The 13,832-nt window shown below is 65.8% G+C and carries 11 protein-coding genes; 3 read left to right on the top strand and 8 right to left on the bottom strand.

The genetic code is table 11. The annotated features are described in order from the left end of the window. Positions 1-93: 93 nt before the first annotated feature. On the bottom strand, positions 94-1,134 hold the full coding sequence (gene pstS / locus EV656_RS14015) for a phosphate ABC transporter substrate-binding protein PstS (protein ID WP_132605188.1): 1,041 nt from the start codon (positions 1,132-1,134) through the stop codon (positions 94-96). 331 nt (positions 1,135-1,465) lie between these two features. Here pstS and EV656_RS14010 point away from each other — a divergent pair, with 331 nt between their 5' ends. Genes EV656_RS14010 through EV656_RS14000 form a run of 3 tightly spaced genes read left to right on the top strand, consistent with a single transcriptional unit; the run spans position 1,466 to position 4,765 of the window. Beyond that, positions 1,466-3,076: a vWA domain-containing protein gene (locus EV656_RS14010; protein ID WP_165919017.1), complete on the top strand. Its 1,611-nt coding sequence runs from the start codon at positions 1,466-1,468 to the stop codon at positions 3,074-3,076. After that, positions 3,076-3,672: a 5-bromo-4-chloroindolyl phosphate hydrolysis family protein gene (locus tag EV656_RS14005; RefSeq protein ID WP_132605184.1), complete on the top strand. Its 597-nt coding sequence runs from the start codon at positions 3,076-3,078 to the stop codon at positions 3,670-3,672. Before EV656_RS14010 ends, EV656_RS14005 begins: the two co-directional genes overlap by 1 nt. Positions 3,673-3,676: 4 nt before the next feature. Then, positions 3,677-4,765 (top strand): hypothetical protein, encoded by a 1,089-nt coding sequence (locus EV656_RS14000; protein ID WP_132605182.1) that lies wholly within the window; start codon positions 3,677-3,679, stop codon positions 4,763-4,765. Here the strand turns inward: EV656_RS14000 and EV656_RS13995 are convergent. The 7 genes from EV656_RS13995 to EV656_RS13965 form a co-directional block, all read right to left on the bottom strand. Further along, positions 4,762-6,150: an efflux transporter outer membrane subunit gene (locus EV656_RS13995; protein ID WP_132605180.1), complete on the bottom strand. Its 1,389-nt coding sequence runs from the start codon at positions 6,148-6,150 to the stop codon at positions 4,762-4,764. The two genes, EV656_RS14000 and EV656_RS13995, sit on opposite strands and share 4 nt — an antisense overlap. Further along, a complete protein-coding gene (locus tag EV656_RS13990; RefSeq protein WP_132605178.1) occupies positions 6,147-9,260 on the bottom strand; it encodes an efflux RND transporter permease subunit in 3,114 nt (1,037 codons plus the stop codon). The genes EV656_RS13995 and EV656_RS13990 overlap by 4 nt, the downstream gene beginning before the upstream one ends. Before the next feature lie 3 nt (positions 9,261-9,263). Then, positions 9,264-10,409, bottom strand: coding sequence for an efflux RND transporter periplasmic adaptor subunit (locus EV656_RS13985; RefSeq protein ID WP_242469035.1), 1,146 nt, complete (start codon positions 10,407-10,409; stop codon positions 9,264-9,266). A 243-nt stretch (positions 10,410-10,652) separates the two neighbouring features. After that, positions 10,653-11,324, bottom strand: a complete 672-nt coding sequence (locus EV656_RS13980) for a cysteine hydrolase family protein (RefSeq protein WP_132605176.1) — start codon at positions 11,322-11,324, stop codon at positions 10,653-10,655. A 46-nt stretch (positions 11,325-11,370) separates the two neighbouring features. After that, the gene (gene fabG, locus EV656_RS13975; RefSeq protein WP_132605174.1) at positions 11,371-12,150 is read right to left on the bottom strand and encodes a 3-oxoacyl-ACP reductase FabG; all 780 of its coding nucleotides are present in this window, start codon (positions 12,148-12,150) and stop codon (positions 11,371-11,373) included. Between the two features lie 20 nt (positions 12,151-12,170). Beyond that, the gene (locus tag EV656_RS13970; RefSeq protein WP_132605172.1) at positions 12,171-12,977 is read right to left on the bottom strand and encodes an ABC transporter permease; all 807 of its coding nucleotides are present in this window, start codon (positions 12,975-12,977) and stop codon (positions 12,171-12,173) included. Continuing rightward, the gene (locus EV656_RS13965) at positions 12,977-13,831 is read right to left on the bottom strand and encodes an ABC transporter permease (RefSeq protein WP_132605170.1); all 855 of its coding nucleotides are present in this window, start codon (positions 13,829-13,831) and stop codon (positions 12,977-12,979) included. The genes EV656_RS13970 and EV656_RS13965 overlap by 1 nt, the downstream gene beginning before the upstream one ends. Between the last annotated feature and the right edge of the window lies 1 nt (position 13,832).

Here is a 13,832-nt window from a genome sequence, read left to right as displayed (position 1 = left end):
GCGCGATGTGGCACACGGCCGGGGCCGTCCTGCACCACGCCCTCCGGCCACGGCGCGGGGGTCTGCGGCGCGCCCCACCGATACCGGGCAGGATCAGGCCACTGTCCGTTCCAGAGCCTCGATTTCCCCAAGGAAATGATCCTGCAAAGGCGCGGGCAGGGGCACGTAGTGCAATTTGCGGGCCTGAATCTGCCCCTCGGTCAGGCACCACCGCAGAAAGGTAATCAGGGCCTGCCCCTTGTCCCGCGGCAAATAGCCCAGATCGCGATAGACCAGCAGATAGCTAAAGGCCGCAAGCGGATAGCTGTCCTCGCCGGGCGCATCGACGACCGAAGGCTTGATCGGGCTGTCGTCCGTGGCAGGCGTATTCAGTTCCGCGCTCTGGACACTTTCGGTCGTGGCGCGCACCGGATACCCGGCCCGGTTCACCAGGGTCGCATAGGGCAGGCCCGCGTTCAGGGCATATTTGACCTCTAGATAGCCGATCCCGCCGGGTTCCAACTGGATCTGATGGGCGATGCCGTCGCTGCCAAGCCCGGCCAGATCTGCATCGGTCGGCCAGCGCACCATCTTTCCGCATCCGATCCAGCTTTGCCATTCGGGGGAGATCCGGCAGAGGTAATCGGTGAAGATACTCGTCGTGCCAGAGGAGTCGGCCCGGTGCGCGACGTGGATCGGCAGGTCGGGCAAGGTTGCCTGTGGGTTCAGCGCCGCGATGGGGGCCTCGTTCCAGCGAAGGATGCGCCCCAGGTAAATATCCGCCAGAACCTTGCCGGACAGCACCAGTTGACCGTCGAACTGCGGCAGGTTATAGGCCACGACCACCGCGCCCAAAACGGTCGGAATGGTCAGCAGCGGGGCGGGCAGCGCCTTTACCTCGTCAGGGTTCAGCAGCGCGTCAGAGGCCCCGAAATCCACGTCTTGGGCCGTGATGTTGCGAATACCCCCGCCCGAGCCGATGGCGCGGTAGCTAACCCTGATCTCGGGATGCGCGCGTTCGAACAGCGCGATCCACCGCGCATAGAGCGGGGCGGGAAAAGTGGCGCCCGCACCGGATAGCTCGACCGGTCGGGTCCAGCATCCGCCAAGCGCCATGGCCGCGGGCAGGCTTGCAAGAACGGTCCGCCGTTTCATCGCACAACTTCCCTCTCGAATTCCTCGCGCAAGCGCTCGGCCATTGTTTGCGATAATGCGCCATGGTCCACAAGATGGGCAAGCCTGTCTGATCGTCCATCCATCGCCCGGCAAGCCAATATCCGCCGCTCTAGCCGCGCGCGCCGGGCGTGGCCCTCCGGATCAGGCCGGCGCCCCTGATGGCCGATACCTGGATCGGGTCCGCAAGCGGTACAGGTCCGTGGTGGCTGACCGTCGCCCGGCATCCCCAATGAAAAGGCCGAAACGCCAGTCATGGCGATGTCATATGCAGGCTTTCTGTTATGATCGGCAGCAAATCAGGAGCGCTCCGATGAAAAAGCTGATCCCCGTCGTCGTCTTTGTGATCCTTGGCGCACTGGGGGCGCTGTTCATGCTCGGCAATACCGTCGGGCCGCGTGCGCAGTTGCACATCGTCTCGGGCTCGGAAAACAAGGCGCTGGAACCCATCGTGATGGACTGGGCCCGTGCCAATCGCGTGGATGTCGAAATGACTTATCTCGGCTCGGTCGACATCGCCCGGGCGCTGTCCGCGCCCGACACGATGCCCTATGATGCTGTCTGGCCGGCCAATTCGATATGGATCGAACTGGGCGACACCGGCAAACGGGTGAAACACCGCGAATCGATCCTGCGCTCGCCCGTGGTGCTGGGCCTGAAGCGCCCCATCGCCGAAAGGCTGGGCTGGGTCGGGCGCGAGGATATCACCGTACAGGACATCCAGCGCGCGGCACGGGACAATGAATTCCGCCTGGCGATGACCTCGGCCACCCAGTCCAATTCCGGTGCCTCGGCCTATTTCGGGTTTCTCTATGCCCTGGCAGGCAACCCCGACGTGCTGACCGAACAGCATCTGGCCGACGAGGACGTGCTGGCCGAGGTGCGCGACCTGCTGGCCCAGGTCGACCGCTCGTCCGGGTCGTCGGGCTGGCTGAAGGACAGCTTTCTTGCCGCGCCGGACACCTTCGATGCGATGTTCAACTACGAGGCGCTGATAATCGAGGCCAACCAGGCGTTGACGGCGCGGGGCGAGGCGCCCCTTTACGCGATCTACCCGGCCAACGGCCTGTCTGTTGCCGACAGCCCGCTGGGCTATGTCGACAAGGGCGACAGGGCCAGGGAAGAGGCGTTCCTGGCCCTGCAACAGCACCTTTTGTCCGAAGACACCCAACAGGTTCTGTCCGACCTGGGCCGCCGCGCCGGGCTGATCGGGCTGTTCGCCGAAAGCGCCGATCCGCAGGTCTGGAACACCGGCTGGGGCATCGACCTGACGCGCGAGATTGCCCCGGTGCCCGCCCCCGCCTCGGCAGTCATCGGCGAGGCGCTGCGGCTGTACCAGACCGAACTGCGCAAGCCCTCGCTGACCGTCTGGGTGCTGGACGTGTCCGGCTCGATGGAGGGGCAGCCGTTGGCCGAGGTGAAACAGGCGATGGCGCTGTTGTTGGACCCCCAGTCGGCGGCGGTGAACCTGCTGCAACCCTCGCGCCGGGACGTGACGATCCTGCTGCCCTTCAACCACATGACCTTCGACCCGATCCGGGTAGAGGGCGACGACCCCGCAGGGCTGGGCCAGGCGCTGGCCCAGGTGCAGGCGCTGCGCGCCGAGGGCGGCACCGACCTTTACCGGGCGATCTACGCTGCGCTGGAAACGCTGAAACCCTGGGCCGAGGATGGCAGCCTGTTCGACTATCTGCCCGCGATCGTGGCGATGACCGATGGCGCCTCGGAAACCGACAATCGCGCGGTGATGCTGCGCCACCTGGACGAAACCGGCTATGGGCGCGATGTTCCGATCCACGCAATCGCCTTTGGCCAGGCCGACGAGGCCCAGTTGACAGAGCTGAACCAGGCCACCGTGGGACGGCTATTCCACGCAGGTTCCGACATCGCCAAGGCGCTGCGCAGCGCCAAGGGGTATAACTGATGCGCCTGCCCGACGGTCTGCGCCAGATCGTGGCCGCAACCCTGGCCGCGGCGTTGTTCCTGGGCCTCTTCTTCGGGGTCCAGCTTGTCTGGTGGGCGGCCTTCGGGCTGGCCGCGGTTACCTATGGGGCACTTTTGCTGATTGTCGGGCGCCGCACCCCGGCCGATGAAATCGTGCTGGGCCACCGGGTCACCGCCGCCGACGTGAGCCGCACGGCCGAGGCGCTGGAAACCGCCGCCGCGCGCCTGTCCGCCGCCGCCCAAAACGGCCCCAAGACCGACCGCGGAGAGATCGCCCGCATGGCCGCACACCTGCGCTCGATCCGGCAGAAGATCCTGGCCGACCCCGAGGATTACCGCTCCACCCGGCGCTTCGTCACCTCTTACCTGCCGCATATGGTGGAAACGGTCGAACGCTATGCCGATCTTGCCCGGCTGGCCCGCGAAAACCATGCCGACCGCGTGGCGCGGCTGCGCGCGCGCATCCTTTCCTACGGCCCGGTTCTGGACCGGATCGACCAGGCCTGCCTTGAGAACGATTTTGCCGCGCTCGAAGTAGAAGTCGACGCGCTGGCCACCCAGATGAAACGCGGATGATGACATGAACCGAACCCTTCTTGGCCTGATCCTGCTGGCGGTTGTGGCCGCCGTCGCGGTGGGCGTCTCGATGCTCGATCTCTCCACCCTGACCCGCAACGTCACCACCCGGGATCCGGTGAGCGTGTCAATCTATTACGGCGGCGAAAAATCGGCCCTTCTGCGCAACGAAAAGGTCCAGCGGATCCTGGAAGGGCGCTACAAGATCACGCTGCAGGCCACCAAGGCGGGTTCGGTCGAGATGGTCACGACCCTGCCCGTCACCGGGCGGGATTGTCTCTGGCCCTCGAACATGGTCGCGGTGGAACTGGCCCGCGACAGCGGCCGCACGGTGCTGGGGGACGAGACCATCTTCAACTCGCCCATCGTGTTCTACGCCTGGTCCGACGTGGCCGACGCGTTGATCGAGGCCGGGGCCGTTCGCGCGCGCGAGGACGGGTTTCTTGCCGCCGACGTGCAGGCGATGGGCCGGCTGATCGAGGCGGGCACCCGCTGGAAGGAAGACCTGGGGCTGAACATCTACGGCCCGTTCAAGGTATTCTCGACCCATCCGGCCAAGTCGAATTCGGGCAATATCTGGTCGGGGCTTCTGGCGACCGTGTTCAACAGCGGGCAGACCCCGACGCAGGACAGCCTGCCCGCCGTGCTGCCCCGGGTGACCGCGTATTTCGACGCGATGGGCCATATGGAGGCATCCTCGGGCGACATCTTCGAGAATTTCCTGAAACAGGGCATGGGCGCGCGGCCGATCATCGTGGGGTATGAAAACCAGATGGTCGAATTCCTGGCCGAGAACGCGCAATATGCCGATCTGATCCGCTCCAAGATCCGGGTGCTTTACCCGGAACCCACCATCTTTGCCTCGCATCCGCTGATCTCGCTGACGCCAGCCTGCGGACGCCTGGCAGAGGCGCTGATCGACCCCGAGCTTCAGGCCATCGCCTGGGCCGATCACGGGTTCCGCACCGGGCTGATCGGGGTGGAAAACGACCCGGCCGATATCGGCGTGGCCCGCCTGCCCGAAACGGTGGCGCTGGTGGTGCCCATGCCCTCTGCCAAGGTGATGGAAGAGATCATCGAGGCGGTGCGTTAGCCCGAACCGGCCGGACGGCCCTGCCCCGCACTGGCGGGCAGTTGCCAGCCCAACCCGGCCGCGACATGCAGCGTCGCCCAACTGGCCGCGAGATCCCGCATCGCAGAGGCAAGCGACAGCCGGGCGCTGGCCAGCGACCGCTGGCTTTCCAACAGATCCATCAGGGTGGTCGTGCCGCCGTCATAGGTCTCGCGCGACAGCGCCACCACGCGGTCGTAAGAGGCCACGTTGCGGCGGTAGGCGGCGACCGCGCGGCGGTTGCGCAGATAATCGGTCTGGGCGGCCTGCGCCTCCTCGACCGCGCCCAGCACGGCGCTGCGCCACTCCAGCCGCGCCTGATCCGCCTGGGCGATGGCCTGGTCCCGGTTGGCCCGCAACACGCCCTGCCCCAGAACCGGCAGCGACAGCGCGGGGCCAAAGGACCAGCTATCGTTTTGCGCGGCGGTAACGGTGCCCGAAATGCTGACCGAGGGATAAAGCTGGGCCTCGCTCACGCCGATGGCGGCCACCGCGGCGGCATAGTCGCGTTCGGCGGCGCGAATGTCGGGACGGTTGCGCAACAGGTTGGCGGGCACGCCGACCCGTGCATTACCGCGCGGGTGGGGCTGGGCCGCACCGCGTTCAAGCCGCGACTGGAGGGTCTGAACCGGCAGGGCCAGCAATGTCGCAATGGCATAGCTCGACGCGTAAAAACCGCTTTCCAGGCTGGGCAGCGAGGCGCGGCTTTCGTCCAGCGAGGCCTGGGCCTGCGCCTCGTCCAGTTCGGTCGCCAGCCCGGCCGTGCGCTGCTGCTGGACCAGCGCCAGGGTCTGGGCACGGCTGGCGATCGTTTGCCGTGTCACGGCCAGCGCCGCCTGATAATAGCGCAGGTCGATATAGCCGCTGACCAGCGACGAGAGGAAGGCAAGGCGCGCCTCGCCCACCCCCAGTTCGGCAGATTGCAGCTGCGCCAGGGCCTGCTCGCGCGTGCGGCGTTCCCCGCCGAACAGGTCCAGCAGCAGCGACGGGCTGAACGAGGCCGTGCCGCTGGTGTCGGTGGCGATGCCCTCTCCGCCCGAGCGGGCGGCCTGCCAGCTTGCCGCGCCGTCGATCTGCGCAGGCAGCCCGGTGGCCCGCGCCGCGGCCTGGGCCTCGGCCACGCGGGCAAGTGCGCTCTGGATGTCCAGGTTCTGGGCCAGCCCGGTCCGCACCAGATCGTCCAGCATCGGATCGCCGAAGCCAAGCCACCACTGCTGCGCGCTGGCCTCGCCAATCGGGTCGGCGGCGCCTTCGGCAAAGCGGGTCGCAAGCTCTTGCTGGGGCGGTGCGTAATCCGGACCGACGCTACAGGCCGCAAGCGCCAGAGCCAGGAAAACGGCCGTGAAAGGGGATCGTGCATCGGTCATGGGCGTGCGCCTTTCGCCTGGATCCACCCGACCACCCCCATGATCAGGCCGTAAAGGGCCGGCACCATGAAGATGCCGATAAAGGTAGAGGCCACCATGCCGCCGATCACGCCGGTCCCGATGGCATTCTGTGCCGCCGCCCCCGCGCCGGTGGCTGTGGCCAGCGGCAACACCCCCAGGATGAAGGTCATCGCCGTCATCAGGATCGGCCGCAGGCGCAGGCGGGCGGCCTCTACCGCGGCGGCGGCGATGGTGGCACCCTGGCGGCGCAGATCCTCGGCGAACTCGACGATCAGGATCGCGTTGCGCGCGGCCAGCCCGATGGTGGTCAGCATCCCCACCTTGAAATAGACATCGTTGGACTGCCCGAACGCCCAGGCCGCCGCCAGCGCCCCCAGTATGCCCACCGGCACCGCCAGCATCACCGAGAACGGAATCGACCAGCTTTCGTAAAGGGCCGCAAGCGCAAGGAAGATCACCAGCGCCGAGATCGCATAGAGGATAGGCGCCTGGTCGCCCGACTGCCGTTCCTGATAGCTGATCCCGGTCCAGGCCACGCCGTAGCCGCCCTGCATCTGCGCGACCATATCTTCCATGGCCTGCATCGCGGTGCCCGAACTGACCCCTGCCCCGGCCGAGCCAGAGACCTCCAGCGCCGAGGTCGCGCCATAGCGCTGCAACGAGGGCGCGACAGGTTCCCAGGCCGTGGTCATGAAGGATGCGAACGGCACCGCCTCGCCCCCGCTGTTGACCGCGTACCATTTCAGGATGTCCTCGGGTTGCATGCGATAGGGGGCGTCGGCCTGCACGATCACCGGGCGCAGGGACGACCCCAGAACGAAATCGTTCACCTCTGCCCCCGCAAAGATGATCGAAAGCATCTGGTTCACCCCGGACAGCGACACGCCCAGGCTTTCGGCCTTTTCGGTGTCGATGTCGATGCGCAGGGCGCTGTCCTCGTCCGTTCCGCGGGCATCGACATTCGTCACCAGCGCATTCTGCGCGGCACGGGCGACCAGATCTTCGGCTGCGGCCTTCAGCGCGTCCGCGCCGGTGCCGCCCTGGTCGACCAGGTACATCGTGAACCCGCCGGTATTGCCCAACCCCATGATCGCGGGCGGTTGCATCACCATGATCTGCCCTGCCCGGTCCGACAGAAAGGTGCGGTTGGCGCGCATCGCCACCTGCGCCGCCGACAGCGCCGGGTCGCCCGCGCGCGCATCGAAATCCCGCAGCTTGACAAAAACCATCGCGCTGTTCTGGCCGTTCCCGCTGAAGCCGAAGCCAAGCGCGGCAAAAGTGGACTCCACCGCCGCGGATTCCTCTTGCAGGAAATAGGCCTCGACCTTTTTCACGGTCTCCAGCGTTTGCTGCGCGGTCGATCCCTCGGACAAGCTGACCATCGTCATCAGCACGCCCTGATCCTCGGTCGGGATGAAAGAGCTTTCGATCCGGTCATAGACCGCCCAGGCACCGCCCAGAACCAGCGCCAGCACCGCCAGCATCGCGACCGGCGCGCGCAAGGTTGCCCGCACCGTCGCGCCATAGCCCCGGGTCAGGGCGGCCAGACCCTCGTTGAACCAGCGCGCCGGGGCAAAGCGTGTCCGCCCCGGCTTGGGCCGCAGCAGACGGGCCGACATCGGCGGCGACAGGATCACCGCCACCAGCAGCGACAGCGTCATCGCCGTGACCATGGTGATGGAAAACTGGCGGTAGATCACCCCGGTCGAGCCGCCGAAAAAAGCCATCGGCAGGAACACGGCAGCCAGCACGACGTTGATCCCCAAAAGCGCCGATGTGATCTGCCCCATGCTTTTGCGGGTTGCCTCCAGCGCCGAAAGGCCCTCGTCCTCCATCAGCCGTTCAACATTCTCGACCACCACGATGGCGTCGTCCACCAGCAGACCGATGGCCAGCACCATGGCGAACATGGTCAGCGTGTTGATCGAGTAGCCCGTCGCGTAAAGCACCGCAAAGGTGCCCAGCAGCACGACAGGTACCGCGATCAGCGGAATAAGCGTCGCGCGCCAGGATTGCAGAAAGACCAGCAGCACGAGGAAGACCAGAACGATGGCCTCGACCAGGGTCTGGTAGACCTGTTCGATCGACAGTTCGACAAAGGGCGATGTGTCATAGGCAACGCGGAATTCCACCCCTTCGGGCAGAGAGGGCGCCAGACGGTCCATCGTCGCCCGCACTGCGCGGGCCGTATCCACCGCGTTGGCGCCGGTTTCCAGGTTGACGCCAAAACCGGCCGCGGGCAGCCCGTTGAAACGCGAGCCCCCACCGTAATCCTCTTGCCCGATCTCGACCCGCGCCACGTCGGACAGGCGCACGACGCCGCCATCCTCGTCGGTCTTCAGCAGGATGCGCTGAAATTCCGCGACACCCGTCAACTGGCTCTGGGCGGTGATGGTGGCGGTGAATTGCTGCCCCCGGACCGTGGGCTGATCCCCCAGCGACCCGACCGAAACCGTGGTGTTCTGGTTTTCCAGCGCGGTGACGACATCGCTGGGCGTCAACTGGTGGCGGGCCAGCGAAATCGGGTCCAGCCAGATCCGCATCGCATAGCCCGAGCCAAAGGAGTTCAGGCCGCCCACGCCCTCGGTCCGTTCGATCGGACCTTCGACGGTTTCCGACAGGATGTCGCCCAACTCCAGCGTGGTATAGCCGCCCTGCGTGGCAACCAGTGCCCCCACCATCAGGATCGAAGAGGTCGAGCGCTGGACGCTGACCCCCTGGGTCTGCACCGAGGTCGGCAGCCGACTTTCGACCTGGCCGACCTTGGTCTGAACCTCGTTCTGGGCATCCACCGGATCGACACTGTCATCGAAGGTCAGCGACAACGAGGCCGACCCCTGGCTGGATTGCCCGGTCATGTAGATCATGCCTTCCAGCCCGGTCATCGCATCCTCGATGACGCGGGTGACAGAGTTTTCGACCGCCGCCGCGGTCGCACCGGGATAGCTGGCGGATACCCGGACGGTGGTTGGCGCGATGTCGGGGTATTGCGACACCGGCAGCGACACGAAGGACCACACACCGGCAAGCATCGTCAGCAGGGCCAGCACCCAGGCAAAGACCGGGCGCGCAATGAAAAAGGTTCCCACCGCTCAGCCCCCGTCCATTGTCGCCGCAGGGGCGGTCTCGGTCACCACCCCGTCTGCGGAAATGGTGACCGGCACGGTCGCCACCGCGGCCCCGTCGCCCAGGTTCAGCAAACCGTCCACGATCAGCGCCTCACCCGCGGCGATCCCCTCGGTCACGATCCAGGCGTTCTGATAGCTGCCCTGTTCGGTCAGGATGCGCTGTTCGGCCTTGCCATCGACCGCAACGAAGGCCGTCAATTCCCCCGACGCGGCGCGCGCTGTCGCGCCCTGGGGCACCAGGATGGCCTCGGTGGTTCCAAGAACGATATCGACGCGCAGGAACTGCCCGGGCAGGATGCGCCGTTCGGGATTGTCGAATTGCAGCCGGATTTCGGTGGTGCCCGTCGTGGTTGAAACGCTGGCCCCCGGCGAAACCATTTTGCCCTGACCGGCATAGGCCTCGCCTGTTTCCAGCTCCAGCCGGATATCCACCCCCGCGCCGACCCGCAGCGATCCGGCATCGATCCGCGTGATCGTTGTCAGGGCGTCGGTCTGGTTTTCCGTCACCAGCGCGCCGACCGAAACCGTGGGCACCTCGGGAAAGCCTGCGATCGGGCTTTTGATTTCCGTGCGGTCCAGGTCGAGTTCAGCAACCTGCAAGGCCGCCTCTGCGGCGCTCAGGTCGGCCTCTGCCTGCAACAGCGAGACGCGCGCGGTCGCCAACTCCTCGGCCGTCACGCCGATGCCGACAAGTTTTTCATACCGTGCCAGCGTGTCCTGCGCGGTTGAAACCGACGCCTCGGCCAGCGCGACCTCGGCCTTGGCGGCGGCGACCTCGGCGCGATAGGTCCGGTCCTCGATACGGAACAGCACATCGCCGACAGCGACCGGGCGGCCCGGCGGATAGACGATCTCTGACACGATCCCGCCGACCCTGGGGCGGATGTCCACCTGTTCATAGGCCACGGCGCGCCCCGGAACGGTGGTCGCAAACGGAACCTGCTGTGTTTCCATGGTGATAACGCCGACGGCGGTGGCCAGCCCGCCCGCCATTCCCGGCGGCGCCCCCATCGGCTGGGCCGCAAGCGGCACCGCGCAGAACAGCAGCGCCGCAGCGACCGCAGCCCAAGGCGCAAGCCGCAAGAGAGAGGGCAGAATAGATATCAGCATGGGTGTCCTAGCCGCGCGTTTGGGGAAACAGATGACCGTTTATCCCGACTATACGGCCAACGAACCGGGTTCCGTCGAAAATTTCCGCGGCCGTCGTGGTTCCCGAGGGCTGACCGCGCAAGGACCGAAGTCGCGCGCGGGTCACGTCGCAGTCGGGTACGCCATTAAACAGCGCCCGCCTGAAGGCCCCACCATCACGGGCAGGGCACGTCCCCTGGCCGACTGGCCGCCGGGAACCGGCAGTCAGGGGGCGACAAATCCCTTCACCTCTTCGCTGCTGACAACATGGCAGTAGATCATGTTGATGACCTCCAGCTCGTGCCGGTGCAGCGCATCCGTCGCCGCCGCGCAGCAATCTTCGACCACCACCACGTTGAAGCTTTCGTCGGCCAGGCTGCGCACGCTGGACGAGATGCACTGATCGGTGAAGATGCCCGCCACGATGACGTTCCTGATCCCCATATTGTGCAGGACCATCCGCAGGTTGGTGCCGGTCAGCGCGCTGTCGGTCGTCTTGGTCACCACGATCTCGTCGTCCATCGGGGCGACGGCATCCACGATCTGGCTGTCCGCGCGGTCCTTGGGCAGCAGCAGGTAGTTGAACCCAGGCTTCTTCTGCGACAGCGAGCGGTCGCGGCCATCCTCTTTCAGGCAGGCGATGCGGGCGTGGATGACCTCAATCCCCTTGTCCCGCGCCCAGTCCTGCAAGGCGCGTGTGTTGGGGATGACGATGTCGTTCATCCGGTCGAAAAACGGCTGCCAGCGGGTGTTTTCCTCTGGCGTGTCCTTCGGCTCCAGATAGGTGTTCTGGATGTCGATCACCAACAGCGCCGTTTCGGCCGGGGGCAGCACGATATCGTCGGGTTCCGGCGCGGTTTCGTAGTAGAAGGATCGGTAGGCGGTTTTCCAGGTCATCGGGGCCCCCGCTGCGGCGGGCGGCCCCGCAGGGCCGCCTGCGTTTTCAGATTTCTTCCAGGGCTTCCAGGCTTTCGGGCAAGATCTGCCCGCCATCGACGACGATCTGCTGCCCGGTGATATATCCCGCCTCGTCCGAGGCGAAGAACAGCGCAGCGTTGCCGATATCCTCGACCGCGCCCAGCCGTTTCAGCGGGATCGAGGCGGCCATAGTCTTGAGGTAATCCTCGCCCAGGTCTTGCAGACCCTCGGTGTAGATGTTGCCGGGCATCACCGCGTTGATCGTGGTGTTGTAGCGCGACAACTCCATCGCCGCGGTTTTCAGGAAGCCAAGCTGCCCGGCCTTGGAGGCGCCGTAATGCGACCAGCCGGGGAAGCCGGTGACCGGCCCGGTGATCGACGAGGTGACGACCACCCGGCCCTTGCCCGCCTTTTCGAACACCGGGATGCAGGCCTTGACCAGCAGGAAGGTGCTTTTGAGGTTGGTGGACATGACGTTGTCCCAATCCTCGGGGGTCATGTCGACCATCTTGACCTGCGGAAAGATGCCCGCATTGGCGCACAGGATGTCGACACCGCCGAAGGTTTCAGTCGTGGCCGCGACCAGCCCCTGCACATCGTCCCAATCGGCCACGTCGCACAGGTGATAGGCGGCGGTGCCACCGGCGGCCTCGATCTCGGCCACGGCGGCCTTGGCGGCCTCTTCGCCGCGGGCGGCGATCATCACCTTGGCCCCCTGCGCGGCAAAGACCTTGGCGATGCCCTTGCCGATGCCCTTGGAGCCGCCGGTAACGATGGTGGCCTTGCCTGCGATGGATGTCAGCATGTGGAGTTCTCCTTTGTCTTTCAGGCGGCAGTCTTGCGTTTCACGAGTTTCAGCACCCAGGGCACGGTCAGCCCCACCGCCAGCAGCGTGGCAGAGGCGGCCACCGTCAGGATGCCCACGGTCGGCACCAGCGGCGAGTAACCCGACACCATCTTGGCATACAGCCATTCCGGCAGGGTGGAATCCGCCCCGGTGGTGAACAGCGACAGCGGGAAGTTGCCCCAGCTGAGCAGAAAGGCGAACAGCCCGGCCGAAACGATCCCCGGCATCAACAGCGGTATCGTGACTTCGCGCAGGGTGGTCCAGGTGCCCGCGCCCATGTCGCGCGCGGCCTCTTCCAGCGCGGGATCGAAGCTGTAGGCGCGGATCGAGATGATCAGCGTGGCGATCGGCGCGATCCAGACCATGTGGGCGATGATCGCCGTCTTCCAGCTGGGAATCACGCCGATGGCGTTGAACCACATCAGCAGCGCCAGCCCCAGCACCGTCTGCGGAAAGAAGATCGGCAACAGGATCAGCTTTTGATAGGTCTTGCGAAAGCGCCAGTTATAGCGCGCAAAGGCCAGCGCCCCGAAAAAGCCGATCACGACCGACAGCACGGTGACGATGCCTGCGACCTTGAGCGACACGAACAGCAGATCGCGCACCGTGTCGCTGGCCATCGCCTCGCCATACCAGCCGGTGGCGTAACGCCGGATCGGGAAAGACAGGTAGCGCCCCTTGGACACCGAGGCAAAGCCGACCGAGACTAGCGGAAGGTACAGGAAGGCCAGGATGGCGATGCCGTAGACCAGCAGGGCCGCACGGGTGAATGCAGAGGGTTTCATCAGCCTTTCCTCCCGATCATGCGGTCCAGATCGGCCCGGCCGATCCCCCAGATCGCCAGCCCGCCCACGATGGCGATCAGCACCATCGCCAGCGCAGCGCCCAGCGGCCAGTTCTGCCCGTAGGTAAAGGCGGTTTCCACCTCGTCGGCGATCACGATCACCGCCTGCCCGCCCAACAGCTTACTTTCTGCGATGGCACCGGCCGACAGCACGAAGCACAGCAAACTGCCCACCAGAATACCGGGGGCGGCCAGCGGCAGTTCGATCTCGCGCAGGATCTGCCAGCGCGTGGCGCCCAGGTCATAGGCGGCCTGCCGCGCGTCGTCGGGCACCATGGCGATACCCTGGGCCAGCGGGAACAGCATGAAGGGCAGGTAGACGTAGACCAGCCCGAACACGATCGACGGCACGTTATACAACAGCCCGTCAAAGCCTGTGCCGAACCAGTGGCGCATGTACCCCTCGATCAGTCCGCCCTTCATCAGGGTCAGCACCCAGCCGAACAGGCGGATGTTTTCCGACACGAACAGCGTCATCACCACGCCGATGGTCAGCACAAGGGTAAAGCGCTTGAACACCTTGGCCATGCCATAGGCCAGCGGCCAGCAGATCACGAACAGGATCAGCGTGGCGACCAGCGCCATGCCCAGCGACCAGGCCACGGATTTCCAGTAGCCCTGGCGCAGGAATTCCCCGTAGGCCGAGAAATCAGGCATATGCGCCAGGTCGAACACCTTGGCCGGCATGGTGGAAAACCCCGCCACCAGCAGGATCGGCGCCAGGAAGGACAGGACCAGGAACAGTGTAAGGGGGGCTGCGTAAAGCAGGCCCAGTTGACGATCACGGCGTTGCATC

The sequence above is a fragment of the Rhodovulum adriaticum genome (assembly GCF_004345735.1).
GTDB lineage: Bacteria > Pseudomonadota > Alphaproteobacteria > Rhodobacterales > Rhodobacteraceae > Rhodovulum > Rhodovulum adriaticum.
The sequence above is the reverse complement of the archived record's forward strand: the minus strand, read 5'-3'. Positions and strand labels throughout refer to the sequence as shown.

What these genes read in the sequence shown, in the direction of transcription:
- EV656_RS14005 (WP_132605184.1), top strand. Translation starts at nt 3,076, where the DNA reads ATGCGCCTGCCCGACGGTCTGCGCCAGATCGTGGCCGCAACCCTGGCC.
- EV656_RS13985 (WP_242469035.1), bottom strand. Translation starts at nt 10,409, where the DNA reads ATGCTGATATCTATTCTGCCCTCTCTCTTGCGGCTTGCGCCTTGGGCT.
- fabG (WP_132605174.1), bottom strand. Translation starts at nt 12,150, where the DNA reads ATGCTGACATCCATCGCAGGCAAGGCCACCATCGTTACCGGCGGCTCC.
- EV656_RS14000 (WP_132605182.1), top strand. Translation starts at nt 3,677, where the DNA reads ATGAACCGAACCCTTCTTGGCCTGATCCTGCTGGCGGTTGTGGCCGCC.
- pstS (WP_132605188.1), bottom strand. Translation starts at nt 1,134, where the DNA reads ATGAAACGGCGGACCGTTCTTGCAAGCCTGCCCGCGGCCATGGCGCTT.
- EV656_RS14010 (WP_165919017.1), top strand. Translation starts at nt 1,466, where the DNA reads ATGAAAAAGCTGATCCCCGTCGTCGTCTTTGTGATCCTTGGCGCACTG.
- EV656_RS13970 (WP_132605172.1), bottom strand. Translation starts at nt 12,977, where the DNA reads ATGAAACCCTCTGCATTCACCCGTGCGGCCCTGCTGGTCTACGGCATC.
- EV656_RS13965 (WP_132605170.1), bottom strand. Translation starts at nt 13,831, where the DNA reads ATGCAACGCCGTGATCGTCAACTGGGCCTGCTTTACGCAGCCCCCCTT.
- EV656_RS13980 (WP_132605176.1), bottom strand. Translation starts at nt 11,324, where the DNA reads ATGACCTGGAAAACCGCCTACCGATCCTTCTACTACGAAACCGCGCCG.
- EV656_RS13995 (WP_132605180.1), bottom strand. Translation starts at nt 6,150, where the DNA reads ATGACCGATGCACGATCCCCTTTCACGGCCGTTTTCCTGGCTCTGGCG.